At 68.7% G+C, this 24,013-nt stretch carries 21 protein-coding genes and 1 tRNA gene; 8 read left to right on the top strand and 14 right to left on the bottom strand.

From position 1 onward, the window contains the following. Window positions 1–3: 3 nt before the first annotated feature. From ACFWRO_RS29265 to ACFWRO_RS29240, 6 genes are all read left to right on the top strand, one after another. Window positions 4–1,104: a hypothetical protein gene (locus tag ACFWRO_RS29265; protein WP_384515159.1), complete on the top strand. Its 1,101-nt coding sequence runs from the start codon at window positions 4–6 to the stop codon at window positions 1,102–1,104. Then, window positions 1,104–1,745 carry a hypothetical protein gene (locus ACFWRO_RS29260; RefSeq protein WP_384515156.1) on the top strand — a complete coding sequence of 214 codons (642 nt, stop codon included), beginning with the start codon at window positions 1,104–1,106 and terminating at the stop codon, window positions 1,743–1,745. Before ACFWRO_RS29265 ends, ACFWRO_RS29260 begins: the two co-directional genes overlap by 1 nt. A 34-nt stretch (window positions 1,746–1,779) precedes the next feature. Continuing rightward, window positions 1,780–2,178, top strand: coding sequence for an ATP-binding protein (locus ACFWRO_RS29255; protein WP_384515154.1), 399 nt, complete (start codon window positions 1,780–1,782; stop codon window positions 2,176–2,178). 82 nt (window positions 2,179–2,260) lie between these two features. Continuing rightward, window positions 2,261–3,175: a peptidoglycan-binding protein gene (locus ACFWRO_RS29250; RefSeq protein WP_384515151.1), complete on the top strand. Its 915-nt coding sequence runs from the start codon at window positions 2,261–2,263 to the stop codon at window positions 3,173–3,175. A 15-nt stretch (window positions 3,176–3,190) separates the two neighbouring features. Beyond that, window positions 3,191–3,424 carry a hypothetical protein gene (locus ACFWRO_RS29245; RefSeq protein WP_384515199.1) on the top strand — a complete coding sequence of 78 codons (234 nt, stop codon included), beginning with the start codon at window positions 3,191–3,193 and terminating at the stop codon, window positions 3,422–3,424. Further along, complete coding sequence (locus ACFWRO_RS29240; protein WP_315891558.1) at window positions 3,411–3,674, top strand: hypothetical protein; 264 nt, start codon at window positions 3,411–3,413, stop codon at window positions 3,672–3,674. The genes ACFWRO_RS29245 and ACFWRO_RS29240 overlap by 14 nt, the downstream gene beginning before the upstream one ends. 76 nt (window positions 3,675–3,750) lie before the next feature. Here ACFWRO_RS29240 and ACFWRO_RS29235 read toward each other — a convergent pair whose 3' ends face one another. The 10 genes from ACFWRO_RS29235 to ACFWRO_RS29190 form a co-directional block, all read right to left on the bottom strand. Continuing rightward, window positions 3,751–7,650: a DNA-directed RNA polymerase subunit beta' gene (locus ACFWRO_RS29235; protein ID WP_384515149.1), complete on the bottom strand. Its 3,900-nt coding sequence runs from the start codon at window positions 7,648–7,650 to the stop codon at window positions 3,751–3,753. Window positions 7,651–7,757: 107 nt separating this feature from the next. Beyond that, entirely contained in the window at window positions 7,758–11,240 is a 3,483-nt protein-coding gene (rpoB, locus tag ACFWRO_RS29230) for a DNA-directed RNA polymerase subunit beta (protein WP_384515147.1), read from the bottom strand. A gap of 543 nt (window positions 11,241–11,783) precedes the next feature. Next, window positions 11,784–12,164, bottom strand: coding sequence for a 50S ribosomal protein L7/L12 (rplL, locus tag ACFWRO_RS29225; protein ID WP_384515144.1), 381 nt, complete (start codon window positions 12,162–12,164; stop codon window positions 11,784–11,786). A gap of 110 nt (window positions 12,165–12,274) precedes the next feature. Further along, the gene (rplJ, locus tag ACFWRO_RS29220; RefSeq protein ID WP_384515141.1) at window positions 12,275–12,805 is read right to left on the bottom strand and encodes a 50S ribosomal protein L10; all 531 of its coding nucleotides are present in this window, start codon (window positions 12,803–12,805) and stop codon (window positions 12,275–12,277) included. A gap of 288 nt (window positions 12,806–13,093) precedes the next feature. Continuing rightward, window positions 13,094–14,050, bottom strand: a complete 957-nt coding sequence (locus ACFWRO_RS29215) for a hypothetical protein (protein WP_384515138.1) — start codon at window positions 14,048–14,050, stop codon at window positions 13,094–13,096. Window positions 14,051–14,195: 145 nt separating this feature from the next. Then, on the bottom strand, window positions 14,196–14,924 hold the full coding sequence (rplA, locus tag ACFWRO_RS29210; RefSeq protein ID WP_384515136.1) for a 50S ribosomal protein L1: 729 nt from the start codon (window positions 14,922–14,924) through the stop codon (window positions 14,196–14,198). Window positions 14,925–15,004: 80 nt separating this feature from the next. Beyond that, window positions 15,005–15,439, bottom strand: coding sequence for a 50S ribosomal protein L11 (gene rplK / locus ACFWRO_RS29205; protein ID WP_384515133.1), 435 nt, complete (start codon window positions 15,437–15,439; stop codon window positions 15,005–15,007). Between the two features lie 167 nt (window positions 15,440–15,606). Continuing rightward, entirely contained in the window at window positions 15,607–16,515 is a 909-nt protein-coding gene (gene nusG / locus ACFWRO_RS29200) for a transcription termination/antitermination protein NusG (protein ID WP_384515131.1), read from the bottom strand. A gap of 43 nt (window positions 16,516–16,558) precedes the next feature. After that, a complete protein-coding gene (gene secE, locus ACFWRO_RS29195) occupies window positions 16,559–16,846 on the bottom strand; it encodes a preprotein translocase subunit SecE (protein ID WP_137993978.1) in 288 nt (95 codons plus the stop codon). Between the two features lie 103 nt (window positions 16,847–16,949). After that, window positions 16,950–17,022, bottom strand: a tRNA-Trp gene (locus ACFWRO_RS29190). 203 nt (window positions 17,023–17,225) lie between these two features. Here ACFWRO_RS29190 and ACFWRO_RS29185 point away from each other — a divergent pair. After that, complete coding sequence (locus ACFWRO_RS29185; protein WP_384515128.1) at window positions 17,226–18,452, top strand: pyridoxal phosphate-dependent aminotransferase; 1,227 nt, start codon at window positions 17,226–17,228, stop codon at window positions 18,450–18,452. Window positions 18,453–18,573: 121 nt separating this feature from the next. Then, the gene (locus ACFWRO_RS29180; protein ID WP_384515126.1) at window positions 18,574–19,629 is read left to right on the top strand and encodes an adenosine deaminase; all 1,056 of its coding nucleotides are present in this window, start codon (window positions 18,574–18,576) and stop codon (window positions 19,627–19,629) included. A 78-nt stretch (window positions 19,630–19,707) separates the two neighbouring features. On the opposite strand, the gene ACFWRO_RS29175 is transcribed toward ACFWRO_RS29180, so the two are convergent. The 4 genes from ACFWRO_RS29175 to ACFWRO_RS29160 all read right to left on the bottom strand — a co-directional run bounded on the left by ACFWRO_RS29175 (window position 19,708) and on the right by ACFWRO_RS29160 (window position 23,997). Further along, the gene (locus ACFWRO_RS29175) at window positions 19,708–20,649 is read right to left on the bottom strand and encodes a hypothetical protein (RefSeq protein ID WP_384515123.1); all 942 of its coding nucleotides are present in this window, start codon (window positions 20,647–20,649) and stop codon (window positions 19,708–19,710) included. Next, window positions 20,649–21,173, bottom strand: a complete 525-nt coding sequence (locus tag ACFWRO_RS29170; protein ID WP_384515120.1) for a SigE family RNA polymerase sigma factor — start codon at window positions 21,171–21,173, stop codon at window positions 20,649–20,651. Before ACFWRO_RS29170 ends, ACFWRO_RS29175 begins: the two co-directional genes overlap by 1 nt. Before the next feature lie 187 nt (window positions 21,174–21,360). Beyond that, entirely contained in the window at window positions 21,361–22,452 is a 1,092-nt protein-coding gene (locus ACFWRO_RS29165; protein WP_384515118.1) for a UDP-N-acetylmuramate dehydrogenase, read from the bottom strand. Window positions 22,453–22,536: 84 nt separating this feature from the next. Continuing rightward, window positions 22,537–23,997 (bottom strand): MFS transporter, encoded by a 1,461-nt coding sequence (locus tag ACFWRO_RS29160; RefSeq protein WP_384515115.1) that lies wholly within the window; start codon window positions 23,995–23,997, stop codon window positions 22,537–22,539. Window positions 23,998–24,013 lie beyond the last annotated feature (16 nt).

The raw sequence follows: 24,013 nt of genomic DNA, 5'->3' as shown, positions 1-24,013 counted from the left end.
GCGATGGCACTCGACACGCCCTACCGGGCGATCTTCTGCGACCTGTTCACCGACCAGACCATCGACATCCTGCCGCTGCGGGACGTCCAGTTCGAGGACTACATCGGCAGGGCAGGCTCCCTGTCCGGCACCATTCCCGTCCCCAACCGGGAGATCGCCGACCGGGTCCGCAAGGTCCTGGCCGGCCGCACCACGATCTACCTGGAGCGGGGCGGGGACCTGTGGTGGGGCGGCATCGTCTGGACCACCACCCTGCAGTCCAGCGGGCGCGGTGTGCTGACCCTGGGCATCCAGGCGGCCACCTTCGACTCGTACGCCACCCGCCGCCGCATCCGCACCGACATCACGTACACCACGCCGACCGATCAGCTGGTCATCGCCCGCCGACTGTGGACCGAGGTCCAGGCGGGCCTCGGCCTGAGCGGCATCGACGTCGGCGAGGAGACGTCCCCGGTGAAGCGGACGGCGGCCTGGCGGCCGGGCGACGAGACCGTCTACCAGGAGGCGCTCGACCAGCTCGCCGCCCAGGAGAACGGTTTCGAGCAGCAGATCCTCGTCTACCGCGACCCGGTCACCGGCGAGCGCGTACGCCAGCTCCGGCTCGGCCACCCGAAGATCCGTACCGGCGCGACCGACATGATCTTCGACCGGCCCGGCGTCATCCTGTCGTACTCCTTCCCGGACGACGCGACCCGTGGCGGCACCACCGCCCTGGCCCGCGGCGCGTCGGCGAACACCAACGCCGCCACCGAGTCCCGGCCGACCGTGTCGGCGGAGAAGGTCAACAGCACGCTGCTGAGCAGCGGTTGGCCGCGGATCGACCTGTCCTCGGACCACAACGAGGTCAGCGACGTCCCGACGCTGAACTCCCTGGCCGCCGCCAACCTGGCCAAGGCCGCCGGATCCGTACTGATCCCCGAGATCAGCATCAGGCTCGGCGGCATCGTCCCGCCAGCGCTCCTCGGCCGGACCGCCCGGATCCGGATCACCGACGAGTGGCACCCCGGAGGCCTCGACCGCCGCTACCGCGTCATCGGCGTCAAGGTCAGCCCCCCGGAACGCGGCCGCCCCGACACCGCCGAGCTCTACATCGAGGAGGCGTGATGCCCCAGCTGCCCGAGGACATCATCGACCGGCTGATCCAGATGGAGCGCCGGATCCAGGCCCTGTCCACCGCCGTGAACACCCGCCCCGTCCTCAACGACGTCGTCAACGGCTCGCTCACGGTGAAGCGTCAGACGGACGCCCAGGACGCGAACACGGCCATCACCCTCGTCCAGATCAGCGGCAGCGGCCCGGGCGCGACCAAGCCGGTGCTGCGGGTCAACGACTCCTTCAGCCACGAGATCCTCTCGGACGACATCCTCACCGGAGGTCTCGCCCGGCCCTGGCTGACCATGCTCCCGCCGCAGAGCATGGCCAGCGCGCACTGGCCGGCCACCAGCGCCACCGCCTGGACCACCATCGCCCAGTCCCAGAACCCGATCTGGCAGCCCAAGATGCGCCTTCGGATGTACACCCGGATCTCCGGCACGGCCGTCGGTCAGATCCGGGTGATGGTCGACGGCGTCCAGTTCGGCCCGACCGTCGCCGCCGGCACCACGTTCGACCACACCGGCCCGGTCACCGCGGACATGCAGGGCGGCTTCGGCACCACCATGACGATCGAGATCCACGGCATCGTCACGAGCGGCTCCGGCAACGTCTACGCCCAGCCGGTCCTGATGCACGGCCGCCAGACCTGACCGGTCCCACCCCCTCCCCTGGAAGGAGCCACCCATGACCCCCGACCCCACCCAGCCCTGGGGCCTGGCCATCGACTACGCGGGCCGCGGCACCGTCACCGAGAACGGCCACACCGTCAGCGTCCGCCTGTACGACAACACCCTCGGCGGCCCGCTCGAACCCGACCAGCTGACCGGCACGTACCCGGCGGTCTACGTGACCGCCCAGGTCACCGCGGTCGGCGAGGCCGGTTCCGCGCTGCGCGGCCACGCCACGGTCGTCGTCAACCCGCTGGACGCCGACCCGGTCGTCCCCGACCCGACCGCCGTCCAGAGTGCCGTGACCACAGCCCTCGCCGACTTCGAGACCCGCCGCGCCGCCTACGCCGCACTCTGCGCGACCTGGGCACCGTCCGAGCCGGAGCCCCAGCCGGAGCTCCAGCCCGCTCCGTAAGCAGTCAGCACCCGCGCCACCCGCACGCCCGCCCCCGAGCGGGCTTTTTTCATGCCCGCAAGCCATGCCCCGGAGGTCCCCCATGGCCACTCCCCTCACCGCGGACCGGCTCGTCGCCGCGCTCCGCGCCGAAGGCGTCAAGGTCGTCGAGCACGACAGCTGGCGCACGCACCACCGCAACCAGGCGGGAGCCTGGGGTCCCGTCGTCGGCGTGATGATCCACCACACCGTCTCCAGCGGCACCGCCTCCTCCGTCGAGCTCTGCTACAACGGCTACGCCGGACTGCCGGGCCCGCTCTGCCACGGCGTCATCGCCAAGGACGGCACCGTCCATCTCGTCGCCAACGGCCGCGCCAACCACGCCGGCGGCGGCGACCCCTCGGTCCTCCAGGCCGTGATCACCGAGACGTACGGGGCCCGGCCGCCGGTCTCCCGCATGCACCAGGGCAGCCCCGGCGCCGTCGACGGCAACTCCCGCTTCTACGGCTTCGAGTGCGTCAACCTCGGCAACGGCACCGATCCCTGGCCCGCCGCCCAGCTCGACGCCATCGAACGGACCTCCGCCGCCCTCTGCCGGGCCCACGGCTGGGGCGCCAAGTCCGTCATCGGCCACCTGGAGTGGTCGGACTGGAAGAGCGACCCGCGCGGCTTCGCGATGCCGGGCATGCGCGAGCGGGTCCAGAAGCGGCTCGGCACGGCCCCGTCGAAGCAGCCCCCGACCACCCCGCAGAAGCCCGCCCCGCCGCGCTACCAGCCGTTCCCCGGCACCGCGTTCTTCAAGGCCGGCCCCAGCTCCCCGATCGTCACGGCGATGGGCCGCCGGCTGATGGCCGAGGGCTGCGGCCGCTACCAGGTCGGCCCGAGCCCCCGCTGGTCCGAGTCCGACCGCCAGTCGTACGCCGCCTGGCAGCGCAAGCTCGGCTTCCGCGGCACCGACGCGGACGGCTGGCCGGGCGCCACCTCCTGGAACGCGCTCAAGGTCCCCCACACCATCTGAGGAGTCCCCATGGCCCTGTCCGAGAACACCAAGCGGACCGTCCGCACCGTCCTGCAGAGCGCGGTCGGCATCGCCGTCGTCCTCCCCGCGATCGTCGACGCCTCCGGCCTCCCCGCGACCCTCCCCTGGGTCGCCGGGGCGCTCGCCGTCGCCGCCGCCCTGACGCGGGTGATGGCGGTGCCGGCCGTACAGAAGCTGCTGCCCTCCTGGCTGCGCACCACCCCGGGGGCGGCGGATGACCGAATCTGATCCGAACGACCCGGTGGCGGTGGCGCTGGAACTGGAGCGGCTCCGCGGCACGCTGGAGGCCGGCTTCGCCCGCGTCGACGGCTCGCTCGCCCTCCTCGTCCAGCGCAGCGACCAGACCGACAAACAGCTCGCCGACCACGAGGCCCGCCTCGACGCCCTGGAACGCGCCCGCTGGCCCCTGGCCTCGGTCGCCGCCCTCACCGCCACCGCAGGCCTGGGCTTCGCCCTGTGGGAGATCGCGAGCCGGTAGAGACGCCGAACACGCCGAAGGGCGGCCACCCCGTACGAAACGGGGTGACCGCCCTTCGGTCGATCAAGCGACTCGCTTACTGGTTGTACGGACCGTAGTCGTAGTCCTCCAGCGGAACGGCCTGGCCGGAGCCGGTGCCGAACGGCGAGTAGTCGATGTCGTCGTAGCCGACGGCCGAGTACATCGCGGCCTTGGCCTCCTCGGTCGGCTCGACCCGGATGTTGCGGTAGCGGGCGAGGCCCGTACCGGCCGGGATGAGCTTACCGATGATGACGTTCTCCTTGAGGCCGATGAGGCTGTCGGACTTGGCGTTGATCGCCGCATCCGTCAGGACTCGGGTCGTCTCCTGGAAGGAGGCGGCCGACAGCCAGGATTCCGTCGCCAGCGAGGCCTTGGTGATACCCATCAGCTGCGGACGGCCGGAGGCCGGGTGGCCACCCTCCGTCACGACCCGACGGTTCTCGGTCTCGAACTTCGAGCGCTCGACGAGCTCGCCCGGCAGCAGCTCCGCGTCGCCGGACTCGATGATCGTCACGCGGCGCAGCATCTGCCGGATGATGATCTCGATGTGCTTGTCGTGGATCGACACGCCCTGCGAGTTGTAGACCTTCTGGACTTCGCCGACCAGGTGGACCTGGACCGCGCGCTGACCGAGGATCCGCAGCACGTCGTGCGGGTTGGTGGCACCCACGGTGAGCTTCTGGCCCACCTCGACGTGGTCGCCCTCGCCCACCAGCAGACGGGCACGCTTCGAGATCGGGAACGGCGTCTCGTCGCTGCCGTCGTCCGGGGTGACGACGATCTTCTTGGTCTTCTCGGTCTCCTCGATACGGACGCGGCCGGCCGCCTCCGAGATCGGGGCGACACCCTTGGGCTGACGGGCCTCGAAGAGCTCGACAACACGGGGCAGACCCTGGGTGATGTCGTCACCGGCCACACCACCGGTGTGGAAGGTACGCATCGTCAGCTGGGTACCGGGCTCACCGATGGACTGGGCCGCGATGATGCCGACGGCCTCACCGATGTCGACCAGCTTGCCGGTGGCCAGCGAACGGCCGTAGCAGAAGGCACAGGTACCGACGGCGGACTCACAGGTCAGGACCGAGCGGGTCTTGACCTCCTCCACGCCGGCGCCCACGAGGGCGTCGATGAGCACGTCACCCAGGTCGACGTTGGCCGGCGCGATGACCTTGCCGTCCACGACGACGTCCTCGGCGAGCATCCGCGCGTACACGGAGGTCTCGACGTCGTCCGTCTTCCGCAGGATGCCGTCGGCACCCTTCTCGGCGATCCGCAGCTTCAGACCGCGCTCGGTGCCACAGTCCTCCTCGCGGATGATCACGTCCTGCGAGACGTCCACCAGACGACGGGTCAGGTAACCCGAGTCGGCGGTACGCAGGGCGGTGTCAGCCAGACCCTTGCGGGCACCGTGCGTCGAGATGAAGTACTCGAGGACGGTGAGGCCCTCACGGAACGACGCCTTGATGGGACGCGGGATCGTCTCGTTCTTGGCGTTCGACACCAGACCACGCATACCGGCGATCTGACGCATCTGCATCATGTTTCCTCGGGCACCCGAGTCAACCATCATGAAGATGGGGTTCGTCTTCGGGAAGTTCGCGTTCATCGCCTCGGCAACCTCGTTGGTCGCCTTGGTCCAGATCGCGATGAGCTCCTGAGTGCGCTCTTCCTTGGTGATCAGACCGCGCTCGTACTGCTTCTGGACCTTCTCGTCCTGCTCCTCGTAGCCCTTGACGATGGCCTTCTTGGCCTCGGGCACGACGACGTCGGAGATGGCCACGGTGACGCCGGAACGGGTCGCCCAGTAGAAGCCCGCCGCCTTCAGGTTGTCGAGCGTCGCCGCCACGATGACCTTGGGGTAGCGCTCGGCGAGGTCGTTGACGATCTCGGAGAGCTGCTTCTTGCCGACCGAGTAGTCGACGAAGGGGTAGTCCTCGGGCAGCAGCTCGTTGAAGAGCGCGCGGCCCAGCGACGTACGCAGACGGAACGAGTCACCCTGCTGCCACTCCGGCTCACCCTCCTCCGCGACCGGGGGAACCCAGCCACGCGGCGGAACGGTGCCGATCGGGAAGCGGATGTCGATCGGCGACTGCAGCGCGAGCTCGCCGTTGTCGAACGCCATGGTCGCCTCGGCCGTGGAGCCGAACGCACGGCCCTCGCCCTTGGTGTCACGGAGCTCGCCGTCGGTGGTCAGGAAGAACAGACCGAGGACCATGTCCTGGGTCGGCATCGTGACCGGACGGCCGTCGGCCGGCTTCAGGATGTTGTTCGAGGACAGCATCAGGATGCGGGCCTCGGCCTGCGCCTCCGCGGAGAGCGGCAGGTGGACGGCCATCTGGTCACCGTCGAAGTCCGCGTTGAACGCGGTGCAGACGAGCGGGTGGATCTGGATGGCCTTGCCCTCGACCAGCTGCGGCTCGAAGGCCTGGATGCCGAGGCGGTGCAGCGTGGGCGCACGGTTCAGCAGAACCGGGTGCTCGGCGATGACCTCTTCGAGGACGTCGTACACGACCGTGCGGCCGCGCTCGACCATCCGCTTGGCGCTCTTGATGTTCTGCGCGTGGTTCAGGTCGACCAGGCGCTTCATCACGAACGGCTTGAAGAGCTCCAGCGCCATGGCCTTCGGCAGACCACACTGGTGCAGCTTCAGCTGCGGACCCACGACGATGACGGAACGCGCGGAGTAGTCCACACGCTTGCCGAGCAGGTTCTGACGGAATCGACCCTGCTTGCCCTTCAGCATGTCGCTGAGGGACTTCAGCGGACGGTTGCCGGGGCCCGTGACCGGGCGACCACGACGGCCGTTGTCGAAGAGGGCGTCGACCGCCTCCTGGAGCATCCGCTTCTCGTTGTTCACGATGATCTCGGGAGCACCGAGGTCGAGCAGACGCTTCAGACGGTTGTTGCGGTTGATCACACGGCGGTACAGGTCGTTCAGGTCGGAGGTCGCGAAGCGGCCACCGTCCAGCTGCACCATCGGACGCAGGTCCGGCGGGATCACCGGCACGCAGTCGAGAACCATGCCCTTGGGGCTGTTCGCGGTCTGCAGGAACGCGGAGACGACCTTGAGGCGCTTGAGCGCACGGGTCTTCTTCTGGCCCTTGCCGGTACGGATGATCTCGCGGAGGCGCTCGGCCTCCTCCTCCAGGTCGAAGGACTCCAGGCGCTTCTGCAGCGCCGCGGCACCCATCGAACCGTCGAAGTACGTGCCGAAGCGGTCACGCAGCTCGCGGTAGAGGAGCTCGTCGCCCTCCAGGTCCTGGACCTTGAGGTTCTTGAAGCGGTTCCAGACCTCGTCGAGACGGTCGATCTCGCGCTGGGCGCGGTCACGGAGCTGCTTCATCTCGCGCTCGGCGCCCTCGCGCACCTTGCGGCGCACGTCGGCCTTGGCACCCTCGGCCTCGAGCTCGGCCAGGTCGGTCTCGAGCTTCTTGGCGCGGGCCTCCAGGTCGGAGTCGCGACGGTTCTCGATCTGCTGACGCTCGACGGAGACGTGCGCCTCCAGCGAGGGCAGGTCACGCGTACGACGCTCGTCGTCGACGAACGTGATCATGTACGCGGCGAAGTAGATGACCTTCTCGAGGTCCTTCGGCGCGAGGTCGAGCAGGTATCCGAGGCGCGACGGGACGCCCTTGAAGTACCAGATGTGGGTGACGGGAGCGGCGAGCTCGATGTGGCCCATCCGCTCACGGCGCACCTTGGCGCGGGTGACCTCGACGCCACACCGCTCACAGATGATGCCCTTGAAGCGGACACGCTTGTACTTGCCGCAGTAGCACTCCCAGTCCCGGGTCGGACCGAAGATCTTCTCGCAGAAGAGTCCGTCCTTTTCAGGCTTGAGCGTGCGGTAGTTGATGGTCTCAGGCTTCTTGACCTCGCCGTGGCTCCACTGACGGATGTCGTCAGCGGTGGCCAGACCGATCCGGAGCTCATCGAAGAAGTTGACGTCGAGCACTATGCGTCAATCCCTCTCAGGGTTGTAAGTCTTGGGGTCTGAAACGGGGGTCTTGGGGCCGGCCGGGGACTCAGCGGAATTCACCGAGTCCCCGTACCGGACTCCCGTCAGACCTCTTCGACGCTGCTCGGCTCGCGCCGGGACAGGTCGATACCGAGCTCCTCCGCTGCGCGGAAGACGTCCTCGTCGGTGTCGCGCATCTCGATGGACATGCCGTCCGAGGACAGCACCTCCACGTTGAGGCACAGGGACTGCATCTCCTTGATGAGCACCTTGAAGGACTCGGGGATGCCGGGCTCAGGGATGTTCTCGCCCTTGACGATGGCCTCGTAGACCTTCACGCGGCCGGTCACGTCGTCGGACTTGATCGTCAGCAGCTCCTGGAGGGCGTAAGCGGCGCCGTACGCCTCCAGCGCCCACACCTCCATCTCACCGAAGCGCTGGCCACCGAACTGGGCCTTACCACCCAGCGGCTGCTGGGTGATCATCGAGTACGGACCGGTCGACCGGGCGTGCAGCTTGTCGTCGACCAGGTGGTGGAGCTTGAGGATGTACATGTACCCGATGGAGATCGGGTCCGGGAACGGCTCGCCGGAGCGGCCGTCGAACAGGCGCGCCTTACCGGTCGGCTGCACCATGCGCTCGCCGTCGCGGTTCGGGATGGTGTGCTGGAGCAGACCCGCGAGCTCGTCCTCACGCGCACCGTCGAAGACGGGGGTGGCGACGTTGGTGCCCGGGGCGACCTGGTCGGCACCGATGGCCTGCAGGCGCTTCGCCCAGTCGTCCGCGAGACCGGAGACGTCCCAGCCGCGGCTGGCGAGCCAGCCGAGGTGGATCTCCAGGACCTGTCCCGGGTTCATTCGGGACGGGACACCCAGCGGGTTCAGGATGATGTCGACCGGGGTGCCGTCCTCGAGGAAGGGCATGTCCTCGATCGGAAGGATCTTGGAGATAACACCCTTGTTGCCGTGACGGCCGGCGAGCTTGTCACCATCGGTGATCTTGCGCTTCTGGGCGACGTAGACGCGGACCAGCTGGTTCACGCCCGGGGGAAGCTCGTCGCCCTCCTCGCGGTCGAAGACGCGGACGCCGATGATCTTGCCGGTCTCGCCGTGCGGCACCTTCAGCGAGGTGTCACGGACCTCACGCGCCTTCTCACCGAAGATCGCGCGGAGCAGACGCTCCTCCGGGGTCAGCTCGGTCTCACCCTTGGGCGTGACCTTGCCGACGAGGATGTCGCCGGCGACGACCTCGGCACCGATACGGATGATGCCGCGCTCGTCGAGGTCGGCGAGGACCTCCTCGGAGACGTTCGGGATGTCCCGGGTGATCTCCTCCGGGCCGAGCTTGGTGTCACGGGCGTCGACCTCGTGCTCCTCGATGTGGATCGAGGAGAGGACGTCGTCCTGCACGAGGCGCTGCGACAGGATGATCGCGTCCTCGTAGTTGTGACCCTCCCACGGCATGAACGCCACGAGCAGGTTCTTGCCGAGCGCCATCTCACCGTTCTCGGTGGCCGGCCCGTCGGCGAGGACCTGGCCCTCGATGACCCGGTCGCCCTCGGAGACGACGACCTTCTGGTTGACCGAGGTGCCCTGGTTCGAGCGGGAGAACTTGGCCATCCGGTACGTGGTGTACGTGCCGTCGTCGTTGGCGACGGTGATGTAGTCGGCCGAGACCTCCTGGACGACACCGTCCTTGTCGGCCTTCGGCACGTCACCGGCGTCGGTGGCGCAGCGGTACTCCATGCCGGTGCCGACGAGCGGGGCCTCGGACTTGATCAGCGGCACCGCCTGCCGCATCATGTTCGCGCCCATGAGGGCACGGTTGGCGTCGTCGTGCTCGAGGAACGGGATCATGGCCGTCGCGACCGACACCATCTGGCGCGGCGAGACGTCCATGTAGTCGACCTCGGTCGGCGGGACGTAGTCGACCTCGCCACCACGGCGGCGGACCAGAACGCGCGGCTCGGTGAAGCGGAGCTCGTCGTTCAGGGTCGCGTTCGCCTGGGCGATGACGTAGCGGTCCTCTTCGTCGGCCGTGATGTAGTCGACCTCGTCGGTGACCTGACCGTCGACGACCTTGCGGTACGGCGTCTCGATGAAGCCGAACGCGTTGACGCGGCCGTACGAGGCGAGCGAACCGATCAGACCGATGTTCGGGCCTTCGGGGGTCTCGATCGGGCACATGCGTCCGTAGTGGGACGGGTGCACGTCTCGGACCTCGAAGCCGGCCCGCTCACGGGACAGACCACCGGGACCCAGCGCCGAGAGACGACGCTTGTGCGTCAGACCCGACAGCGGGTTGTTCTGGTCCATGAACTGCGACAGCTGGCTGGTGCCGAAGAACTCCTTGATGGAGGCGACGACCGGCCGGATGTTGATCAGGGTCTGCGGCGTGATCGCCTCGACGTCCTGCGTGGTCATGCGCTCACGCACGACGCGCTCCATACGAGCCAGACCCGTACGGACCTGGTTCTGGATGAGCTCGCCGACGTTACGCAGACGACGGTTGCCGAAGTGGTCGATGTCGTCGGTCTCGACGACGATGTCCCGGCCCGACTCGCCGATCGTCTCGGTCTCGCCCGCGTGAAGCTTCACGAGGTACTTGATCGTGGCGATGACGTCGTCGGTGGTCAGGACACCGGCGTCCAGCGGCTCATCCGCGCCGAGCTTCTTGTTCACCTTGTAGCGGCCGACCTTCGCGAGGTCGTAGCGCTTCGGGTTGAAGTAGAGGTTCTCGAGCAGCGTCTGAGCGGCCTCACGGGTCGGCGGCTCGCCCGGACGGAGCTTGCGGTAGATGTCGAGCAGCGCGTCGTCCTGGCCCTGGGTGTGGTCCTTCTCCAGGGTGGCGCGCATGGACTCGTACTCGCCGAACTCCTGCAGGATCTGCTCGGTGGTCCAGCCGAGAGCCTTGAGGAGGACGGTGACGGACTGCTTGCGCTTGCGGTCGATGCGGACACCGACCATGTCGCGCTTGTCGATCTCCATCTCCAGCCAGGCACCCCGGGACGGGATGATCTTGGCGGAGAAGATGTCCTTGTCGGACGTCTTGTCGATCGAGGAGTCGAAGTAGACGCCCGGCGAACGGACCAGCTGCGAGACCACGACACGCTCGGTGCCGTTGATGACGAAGGTGCCCTTGTTCGTCATGAGCGGGAAATCGCCCATGAAGACCGTCTGGGACTTGATCTCACCGGTCTCGTTGTTGGTGAACTCGGCCGTGACGAAGAGCGGGGCGCCGTACGTGAAGTCACGGTCCTTGCACTCGTCGATCGAGTTCTTCGGGGGCTCGAAGCGGTGGTCGCGGAAGGTCAGCGACATCGACCCGGAGAAGTCCTCGATCGGAGAGATCTCCTCGAAGATCTCTTCCAGACCCGACTTCCTGGGGACGTCCTGTCCCGACTCGAGAGCTGCCTCGACGCGAGCCTTCCAGGCGGCGTTACCGAGCAGCCAGTCAAAGCTCTCGGTCTGCAGCGCGAGGAGGTTCGGAACCTCGAGGGGCTCCTTGATCTTTGCAAAGGAGATGCGCAGCGGGGCGGTGCTGGCGCCGTTGTTCGTATTGGTCGAGGCGTTGCGCGAGGCGGCCAAGAGGGGGTCCTTCCGAGGGCTCGGACTCACTACGCGCGTACCGGTCCCCAGCGACGCAGAGGGACAGACATTTCCCGATATGGTCAAAAGCCCAGGTCAGGTCAGGTCTGCCGACAATGCTCTCGCGAGGTCATGCCCCAGGTGACGGGCAGGGGGCAGCTAACAGGCAGCGCAAAGGGTCAGTGTAGCCACTTGGCCCACTGATGTCCAGGGCGAGTTTTTCGCGACCCTCGTTGTTCTCAACTCCGCGGTACCTCGCGCCGTGTGGCGCACCTCGATACTGCCCGTTCCGCCGTCGATCCATGCCTCGGATACGGATCGTTGTGACGACGCGTCCTGAGAATTGCGCGCTGCGTGCGGTTCGTCAAGGCCCCCCGGTCAGCGGGGCGCACGGCGAAGATCACCATACTCCGCCCGGAACGGCCCGTACGACCGCCGCCACGCCCATCCCCGGGTACGCCGAAGGGCGACCACCCGGATGGGTGATCGCCCTTGGCGAGGCGCCTGAGAGGCGCCAGAACGAGTCAGGAGACTCGCAGGGTCTTACTTGACCGTGACGGAGGCGCCGGCGGCCTTGAGGGACTCGGCAGCCTTCTCCGCGGCCTCCTTGGCGACCTTCTCGAGAACCGGCTTCGGGGTGCCGTCGACGAGGTCCTTGGCCTCCTTCAGGCCCAGGGAGGTGAGCTCACGCACGACCTTGATGACCTGGATCTTCTTCTCGCCGGCACCCTCGAGGATGACGTCGAACTCGTCCTGCTCCTCGACAGCGTCGACCGGGGCACCGGAGACCGGGCCGGCAACGGCGACGGCCGCGGCGGCGGTGACGTCGAACTTCTCCTCGAAGGCCTTCACGAACTCGGAGAGCTCGATGAGGGTCATCTCCTCGAACTGGGCGAGGAGGTCGTCCTGAGAGAGCTTCGCCATGATGGGCGATCCTTCCACTAATTCGGCAGGTGCCGGATGTATATAGAGGCGGGCGTAACGGCCCGCTACGACCCACGCACTAGGCGGCGCGGATCAGTGCGCGAGCCGAATTACTCGGCACCGCCCTGCTCGGCGAGCTTGACGCGAAGCGCCTCCGCGGTGCGGACGAACTTCGACGGCAGCGCCTGGAGGAGCGAAGCAGTCTGGGACTGCTTGCCCTTGAAGGCACCGGCCAGCTTGCTGAGCAGAACCTCGCGGGACTCGAGGTCCGCAAGCTTCTTGATCTCATCGGCGGAGAGCGCCTTACCATCAAGGACACCGCCCTTGATGATGAGATTCGGGTTGTCCTTGGCGAAGTCACGAAGACCCTTCGCCGACACCACCGGGTCACCGGTGATGAAGGCGGCGCCCGTCGGACCGGTGAACTGGTCGTCGAGCGAGGTGATCCCGGCCTCGTTGGCCGCAATCTTGGTCAGCGTGTTCTTCACCACGGTGTACTGGGCGTTCTCACCGAGCGAACGGCGCAGCGTCTTGAGCTGGGCCACGGTGAGACCCCGGTACTCGGTCACCACGACGGCGCTCGAGCTCTGGAACATGTCCTTGAGCTCGGCTACCGCGGCAGCCTTGTCGGGCCTTGCCATAGAGCGTCGGCCTCCTTCCGGGTGATGAGGACCGCTCAGAAGGGGCTGAACAATGAAAAACGCCCCGGCGCAGGCGCACGGGGCTCAGCTCCACCGGATCGAAATCGAACCGGGAACTCTTCCACGATCACCTGCGCGGGCCGTTCGCATCTCAGCGAACCTTCGGCCACCGGACCCTCTTGCGAGAGCACGGCAACGACCAGCGGTCTTTGGCTTCTGTGGAAGAGTACGTGACGGTGGCGGCCAGGAGCAAATCCGCCCGTACGGCTCAGTCGGCGCTCAGTCGGCTCAGGCCTGGCTGCCGGTCCCGCTGCCGCCCTCGCCGCCCGCCTCGCCCATCTCCTTCAGCATCTTGAAGAGGTCGACGGTGTCCTTGGCCGGCGGGGCCTTGACCGCGGCCTCGGCGCCGTAGTCCGAGTAGTGGGCCACGATCGAGACCGCGCCCTGGGGCGTCTTCATGCCGATGTCCATCTTCACCGGGTAGCCGTCGCCGTTCACCCACAGCTCGGTGTCGTACCCCGTGATGCCGGACTTCTTGATGTTCGCGATCAGGTCCTTGCGCTCCTGCTCGGAGAGCACGTCGAGGGACTTGTTCGTGGCGATCATCTGCTCGAGGGTCAGCGAGCCCTTGTAGTGCTGCGCCTCCACGCCGTCGACCTTCTCCGGGCCCACGTGCTTCAGGTTCGGCGAGTCCAGCATCAGGGCGATCTGCTTGGCCGGGTCCTGGTTCATGTTCTCCAGGCCGCCGGTCATCGACTTCTGGAGGTCCTTGTCCCCGGACATCCCCGCGGCGGCCTTGAGGTCGAGCTTCATCCAGCGCTTGCCGTCCGTCTCGGCGGCCAGCTTGGTGCCGAGGTCCATGTACATCGCGCCGTCGAGCATGATCATGCGCACCTGGTCGGGGGCGTCAGGGTCTCCGGCGGCGAGCATCGAGCCCTTGACGGTCATGTCCATCGCCGCCGGGTCCCAGCCCTGGACGCCGGTCATCTCCATGGTGCCGCCGCCCTCCAGGCCGGCCGGCATCGTCATGGTCATCTTGACCTTCGCCGACTTCGCGGCCGAGGTCTTCTCGTACGCGGCCTGGATGACCTTCGTGACGGCCGCCTGGGTCTGCAGCTGCGGCTTCGCGGGCGCGTCCGCCGCCTTCTTCTTCCCCTCGTCGCCGTCCTGACAGCCCGCGACGCCGGCCACGACGGCCACGGCGACCAGCGAGACGCCGGCGCGCTTCCACGCGGTCTTGCCCATGAGTCCCCACCCCAAAAAATCTTCAGTTGCTCGGTCATCTGAACGGTATCCCACCGCTCCGACAGCGCCGTACGAAAAAAGCCGGCCCCCGGCCCCTCCGGAGAGGGGCTGGGGGCCGGCTGACCACTCAGTGAGCCGATGGGGCTCAGACCGCGGCCGGGTCCTCCTCGACGAGGAGGTTGCGGGTGCGGTTGGAGTCCAGCGGGATGCCGGGGCCCATCGTCGTCGTCAGGGTCGCCTTCTTGATGTAGCGGCCCTTGGCGGCGGACGGCTTCAGACGGAGGATCTCGTCCAGAGCCGCGGCGTAGTTCTCGACCAGCTTCGTCTCGTCGAAGGAGACCTTGCCGATGATGAAGTGCAGGTTCGAGTGCTTGTCGACGCGGAACTCGATCTTGCCGCCCTTGATGTCGTTGACAGCCTTGGCGACATCGGGGGTGACGGTGCCGGTCTTCGGGTTCGGCATGAGACCACGCGGGCCGAGGACGCGGCCGAGGCGGCCGACCTTGCCCATGAGGTCCGGGGTGGCGACGACGGCGTCGAACTCGTTCAGGCGCTGGCCCTTGGAGATCTCGTCGATGAGCTCGTCGGAACCGACGATGTCGGCGCCAGCGGCGACTGCGGCCTCGGCACGGTCACCGGTCGCGAAGACCAGGACCCGGGCGGTCTTACCGGTGCCGTGCGGGAGGTTCACGGTGCCACGGACCATCTGGTCGGCCTTGCGCGGGTCGACGCCCAGGCGGAAGGCGACCTCGACGGTGCCGTCGAACTTGGTGGCGGCGGTGTCCTTGGCGAGACGGACGGCCTCGAGGGGGGCGTAGTTACGCTCCCGGTCGATCTTGGCGTCCGCGCTGCGGAGAGCCTTGCTGCGCTTCACTTCTGCTCCTGTTGGTTCAGGTATGGAGTCGTGGTGCGGGCCGCGCAGGCCCTACCACTGGAGGTCACGAGGGGGGGTGATCAGCCCTCGACCGTGATGCCCATGGAACGGGCGGTGCCGGCGACGATCTTCGACGCGGCGTCAAGGTCGGTGGTGTTCAGGTCGGGAAGCTTGACCGTGGCGATCTCGCGGACCTGGGCGGCCGTCAGCTTGGCAACCTTGGTCTTGTGCGGCTCGGCGGAGCCCTTGGCCACACCCGCGGCCTTGAGGATCAGCTTGGCGGCCGGCGGAGTCTTGGTGATGAAGGTGAAGCTGCGGTCGTCGTAGACCGTGATCTCCACCGGCACGACCATGCCACGCTGCGACTCGGTCGCGGCGTTGTAGGCCTTGCAGAACTCCATGATGTTGACGCCGTGCTGGCCGAGCGCGGGGCCGACCGGCGGGGCCGGGTTGGCCGCACCAGCGTTGATCTGGAGCTTGATAAGCCCCGTGACCTTCTTCTTCTTGGGAGGCATTGCTCTCTCCGGGTCCTAGTGAGAGTGTTCAGCCCGCCATCCGGTCATCCGGATGCAGGCATACCGCACAACGATAACGGGTATAGACGTGCGGCTAAAAACCGAGCAGGTCAGAGCGGCTGTGAGAGCCACTCTGACCTGGTCGGAAACCGATGTACCCCGTGGGGTCAGTTCTTCTGGATCTGGTCGAAGCTGAGCTCGACCGGGGTCTCGCGACCGAAGATCTCGACGAGGCCCTTGACCTTCTTCGAGTCGGCGTTGATCTCGTTGATCGTGGCCTGCAGGGTGGCGAAGGGGCCGTCGGTGACGGTGACCGAGTCGCCGACCTCGAAGTCCAGGACCTCGACGGTGACCTTGCGGGCCGGAGCCGGCTTGCCCTCGGCCTCGGCGGCCTCGCGAGCGGCCTTCTCCTCGGCCTCGGGGGCGAGCATCTTGACGATCTCGTCCAGGGTCAGCGGGTACGGGTCGTAGGCGTTGCCCACGAAGCCGGTGACGCCGGGGGTGTTGCGGACGACGCCCCAGGACTCGTTCGTCAGATCCATGCGGACGAGAACGTAGCCGGGCAGCTTGTTCTGCCGGACGTTCTTGCGCTCGCCGTTCTTGATCTGGACGATCTCTTCCTCGGGCACCTCGGCCTGGTAGATGAACTCCTCGACGTTCAGCGAGACGGCGCGCTGCTCCAGGTTGGCCTTCACGCGCTTCTCGTAGCCCGCGTAGGTGTGGATCACGTACCACTCGCCGGGCAGGCCGCGGAGTTCGTCACGCAGCGCCTGGATCGGGTCGACGGGAGCGGCGGGCTCCTCCTCGGCCTCTTCGGCCTCGGCGTCCTCTTCGGTTTCGGCCTCGACGTCGTCGGAGTCGTCCTCGTCGGACTCGACCTCGACGTCGGACTCGTCGGACTCGACGTCGTCGGACTCGGACTCGACGTCGGAGTCTTCGTCCTCGATCTGGAGGGCGGCCTCTTCGGCAGCCTCGCCCGCAGCGGCGTCAGCAGCCTCGGCCTGGTCCTCGTCGGCCGCCTCGAGGATGTCGAGCTCGTCCTCGGACACAGACTCGTTCAGGTTCGGGTCAGACACGGTGGCTGCTTCTTCCTGGTTACAGATGGGGTGGAACAAGAAGTCAGCCGAAGACGTACTTGACTGCTTCCTGGAAGCCATAGTCAATCACGGTGACAAGGCCGATCATGATGACAACGAAGACAATCACTACCGTGGTGTACGTCGTCAGCTGGCTGCGAGTGGGCCAGACGACCTTGCGAAGCTCCGCGACGATCTGGCGGTAGAAGAGCGCGAGACGGCCCAGAGGGCCCTTCTTTCCGCGCTTGCCGCCCTTGCGGGCCTTCTTCTTCGAGTCCGGAGCCTCGTCCTCGGCATCAGGCATGTCGATGGAGCCCACGGCGTCCGTCACGCTTCTCACCTGATCCCGGGTCATGGCAGTGCCGTGCCGGGTGGATCCGCACGGCGGTGCATAGAAGTACGTACATGCGCACACATCCTGGCGGTGTGTGTAGCAGGGCCGGAGGGACTTGAACCCCCAACCGCCGGTTTTGGAGACCGGTGCTCTACCAATTGAGCTACGACCCTTTGCGGCTTCCCCAACCTACCGCATCGTGAGACGTGGTCGGTGAGGGCCAACGAGCAGTGAGTGTACGTGTTCATGAGCCCCACGTCGAACAGAAAGCAGCCAAGCGTCCCGGCCGCCCCACCCGCGACCAGGAATGACCGTTCGTGTCCGCTCCCTGAAACCTGTGTGCCGCGCGGGAAGCGGGTCTGGGAGCATGGGCCGTATGAGCGCTGCTACCCCTCCGACCGAGCGCCGGGTCTCCGCCCGCATCGGTGCGATCTCCGAGTCCGCCACCCTCGCCGTCGACGCCAAGGCCAAGGCCCTCAAGGCCGCCGGGCGCCCGGTGATCGGTTTCGGCGCGGGTGAGCCCGACTTCCCGACGCCTGACTACATCGTCGAAGCCGCCGTCGAGGCGTGCAAGAACCCGAAGTTCCACCGCTACACGCCGGCCGGCGGCCTGCCCGAGCTGAAGGCCGCGATCGTCGCCAAGACGCTGCGCGACTCCGGCTACGAGGTCGACGCCTCCCAGGTCCTGGTGACCAACGGCGGCAAGCAGGCGATCTACGAGGCCTTCGCCGCGATCCTCGACCCGGGCGACGAGGTCATCGTCCCGGCCCCGTACTGGACGACGTACCCCGAGTCGATCCGGCTCGCGGGCGGTGTCCCGGTCGACGTCGTCGCCGACGAGACCACCGGCTACCGCGTCTCGGTGGAGCAGCTGGAGGCGGCGCGCACGGAGCGGACGAAGGTCGTCCTCTTCGTCTCCCCCTCCAACCCGACCGGCGCCGTGTACAGCGAGGCCGAGACCGAGGCGATCGGCCGCTGGGCCGTCGAGCACGGTCTGTGGGTGCTGACGGACGAGATCTACGAGCACCTGGTCTACGGCAGCGCCTCGGCCGTCTCCCTGCCGGCGGTCATGCCGGAGCTGCGCGACAAGTGCATCGTGGTCAACGGTGTCGCCAAGACGTACGCGATGACCGGCTGGCGCGTGGGGTGGATCATCGGCCCGAAGGACGTCGTGAAGGCCGCGACGAACCTGCAGTCGCACGCCACGTCGAACGTGAGCAACGTCGCGCAGGCCGCCGCCCTCGCCGCCGTCTCGGGCGACCTGAAGGCCGTCGAGGAGATGGGCCGCGCCTTCGACCGGCGCCGGCAGACGATCGTGCACATGCTCAACGAGATCGAGGGCGTCTACTGCCCGACGCCCGAGGGCGCGTTCTACGTGTACCCGTCGGTGAAGACGCTGCTCGGCAAGGAGATCCGCGGCAAGCGCCCGCAGACCTCGGTCGAGCTGGCCGCGCTGATCCTGGACGAGGCCGAGGTCGCGGTCGTCCCGGGCGAGGCCTTCGGCACGCCGGGCTACCTGCGGCTCTCGTACGCCCTCGGTGACGACGACCTCAAGGAGGGCGTGGCCCGGATCCAGAAGCTGCTCGCGGAGGCCCGCGACTAGTCGCGGTTCCGCTCCCGGGCCCCTGGTTCTCCGGAACCGGGGGCCCGTTTTTACGTTCTAGCAAGGTCCCGATCGGGGAAAGGGGCTGTGTTCGTCCATTCGGGTGCGGCAAGATCCTTCAATGGAGCACGTTTCCGAGCACGTTTCCCGCGACATCAATCTGCTGCCCAAGGCCCATCTGCATCTGCACTTCACGGGTTCGATGCGGCCCTCGACGCTCATGGAGCTGGCCGACAAGTACGGCGTCCATCTCCCGGAGGCGCTCAAGGGCGGCACCCCGCCGAAGCTGCGGGCCACCGACGAGCGCGGCTGGTTCCGCTTCCAGCGGCTGTACGACATCGCCCGGTCCTGCCTGCGGGAGCCCGAGGACATCCGGCGCCTTGTGCGCGAGGCGGCCCAGGAGGACGTGCGGGACGGCTCGGGGTGGCTGGAGATCCAGGTCGACCCGACCTCGTACGCCCCGCTGCTCGGCGGCCTGATCCCGGCCATGGAGGTCATCCTGGACGCGGTCGACTCGGCCGCCCGGGAGACCGGTCTCGGGATGCGGGTCGTGGTGGCGGCGAACCGGATGAAGCACCCGCTGGAGGCCCGTACGCTCGCCCGGCTCGCCGTGCGGTACGCGGACCGGGGCGTGGTCGGCTTCGGGCTCTCCAACGACGAGCGCCGGGGCATGGCCCGCGACTTCGACCGGGCCTTCGCGATCGCCCGCGACGGCGGCCTCCTTGCGGCCCCGCACGGCGGCGAACTGACGGGCCCTTCGTCCGTACGGGACTGCCTGGACGACCTCCGGGCGGCGCGGATCGGCCACGGGGTGCGGGCGGCGGAGGACCCCCGGGTGCTGCGCAAGCTCGCCGAGAAGGGCGTGACCTGCGAGGTCTGCCCGGCGTCGAACGTGGCCCTCGGGGTCTACGAGAAGCACGAGGACGTCCCGCTGCGGACGCTCTTCGAGGCCGGCGTCCCGATGGCCCTGGGCGCGGACGACCCGCTGCTCTTCGGCTCCCGGCTGGCCGCCCAGTACGAGATCGCCCGCCGCCACCACGCCTTCACGGACACGGAACTGGCCGAGCTGGCCCGCCAGTCGATCCGCGCGTCGGCGGCTCCGGAGGACGTACGGCAGAAGCTGCTCTCGGGCGTCGACGACTGGCTGGCGACACCGGCCGACGTCGCCGGCCGCTAACTGATCCCCGCCGTGAGGGTGCGGGCGAGCGACGGCCGGGCAGGGTTGGGGGTGGCGTACTGAGGAGGCGAGCGCCCCTCACAGGCAGTCGTCACCCCGCGCCTCCACCGGGCGGTACGTGGTCGTCCGCGGGGTCTCCAGGGACCCTGACGGCCACTCCAGGACCGCCGTCCGATCGGACTTCAGGGTCATGAAGGCCGCCAGGGGGAGGTCGTTCGCCCAGTCGATGATCGTCTGGGATCGCCCGTCGCTCTCGGCCTGCCAAAGGCGCCCCGCGAAGACCGCGTACCGCAGGTCGCACTCCTTGGTCATGTCGTACGGGTACCGCACGCCCCGCTCGGGCCGCTCCGGGCCGAGGGTGGCCGCAGGCTCGTCCCGGTAGCGCCGCGCGGGCTCCTGGCCGAGGCACTCCGGCGCGGGCCCGGCCAGCGGGCGGAAGCGGACTCCGGTCAGGCCGGGCGAGTCGGTCTCGAAGACCGCCGTGTCGGGTTCGGCACGGTCCTTGTGGCCGTCCGTCCAGCTCATGTATCCCGGCATGCGGTCGCTCGCCCACCGCACCGTGACCGCGGACCCGTCGTCGGCCCGCTCCCAGACGCGCCCGCCGAAGACGGCGTACCGCAGGTCGCAGGCGGCGGAGAGGTCGTAGCGGTAGCGCGTGTTCTCGACCGGCGCGCGGGGCCCGGTGTCCAGTGGGTCGTCGGGACCCGACGGCGGCTGGGGCCGGTACTTCCCCTCGTACGGGTACGAGGGGGTGGCGACGGGCTCCGAAGGCGAGGGCGCGGTCGGTGGGCCCGGGTCCGCCCCTTGTCCCTGGACGCCCAGGACCGAGCCGCCCGCGATCGCGAGCGTCGCCGCGCCGGCGGCGAGGGAGCGCCGCAGATGCCGGATCCGCCGCCCGCGTCCGATGACGGTGTTGACCGTGTATTCCGTGTTGACCGTGTTCACGGGCGCGGTGGCCGCGTCCGTCTCCTCGGCCAGGTCGCGCAGTCCGCGCCGCAGGGACTCCTCGGAACCGTCCATCACGCGCCCCTTCCCGTTCCCGCGTATCCGGCGAGCGCGCCGGCGGCCCGCAGCCGTTCCAAGGCCCTGTTGGTCCGGCTCTTGACCGTCCCGGGCGAGCAGCCGAGCAGTGCGGCCGTTTGTTCCACGGACAGGTCCTCGTAGAAGCGCAGCACCACCACCGCGCGCTGCCCGCGGGGCAGGGTCGCGAGCGCGCGGGCCAGTTCGAGGCGCGCGTCGGCACCGTCGGCCATGTCGTGGGCGCCGGGCACGGACGCGCCCTCGTCGCCGGGACGCACGACCTCGGTGTGCCAGCGGCGCCGACGCCAGGTCGCGTAGAGGTTCACGACGACCTTGCGGGCGTACGCCTGCGGCGAGTCCCAGCGGCCCGCGCCGCCCCAGCGCAGATAGACCTTGACCAGCGCCGCCTGCACAAGATCCTCGGCGGCATGCGGGTCCCCGGTCAGGAGCCGGGCGGTGCGCAGGAGTGAGGCGTACGCCGACTCCGCGAAGTCGGCGAACTCCGGTGGGGCGGTCCCCTCCACAGCTCCCCCTCGACGAGCGTGCGGCCCCGCTACCCGGGAGCCTGTCACTCACTCGACAACGTGGGGGACCCGAAAGGTTCCACGGGTGTTTCGGATCCAATATTTCGGATCCGAAACATTGGATCCGAAGCATGGGCCCGACGCATTGGATCCGAGATATTGGATCCAATACATCGGATCCGAAGGATCAGAGGCTGACGCCGACCGTCACCGGCTCGTTGACCAGCGTGACCCCGAAGGCGTCCCGCACGCCGGCGACGACCTCGCGGGCGAGCGCGAGGAGGTCCTCGGTGGTGGCCTCGCCCCGGTTGGTGAGCGCGAGGGTGTGCTTGGTGGAGATACGGGCGGGGCCGGAGCCGTACCCCTTGGTGAAGCCGGCCTTGTCGATGAGCCAGGCGGCCGAGGTCTTGACCTGCCCGTCCTCGCCCGCCGGGTACGCGGGCGGGGTCACGTCCGGGCCGAGGCGTCCGGCGACGCGCGTGAGGAAGGTCTCGTACTCCCCCGCCGTCAGGATGGGGTTGGTGAAGAAGGAGCCGGCGGACCAGGTGTCGTGGTCGGCCGGGTCCAGGACCATGCCCTTCCCGGCGCGGAGGCCGAGGACCGTCTTCCGGGCCCGGGCGAGCGGGACACGGTCACCGGCCTCGACGCCGAGGGCACGGGCGGTCTCCGCGTACTTGATCGGCGCCGAAAGCCCGTCCGCGTCCTCGAGGTCGAAGCGGACGCGCAGCACGACGTAGCGGTCCGGGTCGTCCTTGAAGCGGCTGTGGCGGTACGAGAAGGCGCACTCGGCGTTGGTGAGGGTGACGGTCTCGTCGGCCCGGCGGTCGTACGCGACGACCTCGGTGATCGTCGCGGAGACGTCCTGCCCGTAGGCGCCCACGTTCTGGATCGGGGTCGCGCCAGCCGATCCAGGGATCCCGGCCAGGCACTCGATCCCGGCGAGCCCGGCGTCGACGGTCCGGGCGACGGCGTCCGTCCAGACCTCGCCGGCGGCCAGCTCCAGCTTCGTACCGTCGAGCGTGAAGCCGGTGGTGGCGATGCGCAGGGCGGTTCCGTCGAAGCCCTTGTCGCCGATGACCAGGTTGGATCCACCGCCGATGACCAGCAGCGGGGTGCCCGCGCGGTCGGCTTCGCGGACGGCGGCGATCACCTCGTCGTCGGTGACGGCCGTGATGAGCCGCGCGGCGGGGCCGCCGAGCCGGAAGGTGGTCAGGGGGGCGAGGGGGGCGTCGTGGAGTTCCTGCACGGGCTCAAGAGTACGGGCCCATTGCGTGCGCAATAGGTTGTGGCCCGCGCCGGCCGTGAGCGGCCGGGGCAGGGCCGCAGCCCGATCGGCTGCGGCCCGGCCCCGGCTCGCTCCGCGTCAGGCGGCGACCACGTCCCGCTCGCCGCCGTCGACGTCGACACCGGCCTCCTCCGCCTCCGCATCCTTCTTCTCCCGCTCCTGCCTCCGCCTGGACGGCGCGAAGAGGACCGCCACCGCGCCGAGGGCCACGGCGCCCGAGCCGACCCAGAGTGCGGGCTGCAGGCCGTCCACGAACTGCTGTGCCGAGCCGTAGCCGCCCTGCGCCGCGAAGATCGAGGCCATCACCGCCACGCCGAGCGCGCCGCCTACCTCGCGCAGGGCGTTGTTCGCGCCGGACGCGATGCCCTGCTCGGACGGGCGGACGCTGGACATGACCAGGTTCGCCGCCGGGGCGAAGTACAGCGCCATGCCGACGCCGCTGATGATCAGGGCGGGGAGCTGGGCGGCGTACGAGGCGTCGGCGGTGACGACGAGCGCGAACCAGGCGAGGCCCAGGGCCTGGAGGGCGAGACCGGCCGCGACGACCGGGCGGCCGCCGATCCGGTCGGACAGCGCGCCCGCGATGGGCGCGACGATCATCGGCATGCCGGTCCAGGGCAGCATCCGCAGCCCCGCCTCGGTGGGCGAGTACCCGAGGACGCCCTGCATGTACTGGCTGAGCAGGAAGATCGAGCCGAACATGCCGAGGAACATCAGCAGGCTCGCCGCGTTGATGCCGGCGAAGGCGCGGTTCCTGAAGAGCCGCATGGGCAGCATCGGCGCCTTGCCGCGTATGCCGTGGCGGACGAAGGCGGCCAGGAGCGCGCCGCCGGCGACGAGCCCGGTGAGCACGGTGACGGAGGCCCAGCCGTCGATCGGGCCGCGGATCAGCGCGTACACGATGCCGAAGAGGCCGCCGCTGGCGAGGAGGGTGCCGACGATGTCGAGGCGGGCGCCGGTGCCGTACGACTCGGCGAGGCGCAGCCGGGCGAGCGGCAGCAGGGCGAGGCCGAGCGGAACGTTCAGCCAGAAGATCCACTGCCAGGAGATGTGCTCGGTGAGGCTGCCGCCGATGAGGGGTCCGGAGGCGACGGCGAGTCCGTTGACGGCGCCCCAGATGCCGAAGGCCATCCCGCGCTTGGCGGCCGGGACGGCCGCGGTGAGCAGGGTGAGGGTGAGCGGCATCATGATCGCGGCGCCGACGCCCTGGACGGCCCGGGCGGCGATCAGCGCGTCGATGCCGGGGGCGAGGGCGGCGCCGGCGGAGGCGAGGGTGAAGACCGCGATGCCGACGACGAAGAGCCGGCGGCGGCCGAAGCGGTCGCCGAGGGCGGCGCCGAACATGAGCAGGACGGCGAACGTGAGGGTGTACGCGCTCACGGTCCATTCGAGGTCGTCCAGCGCGCCCCCGAGGTCCTCGCGGATCGAGGGCAGGGCGGTGGTGACGACGAGGTTGTCGAGGGCCGCCATGAATCCGGCGACGCTGGTGATCACGAGGGCCCAGACGACGGAACCGCGGCGGGCTGCGGGCTGGTTCATGGCTCTGCCTCTCCCA

This window comes from Streptomyces sp. NPDC058579 (assembly GCF_042718575.1).
GTDB lineage: Bacteria > Actinomycetota > Actinomycetes > Streptomycetales > Streptomycetaceae > Streptomyces.
This window is presented reverse-complemented; position numbering and strand designations above follow the sequence as displayed.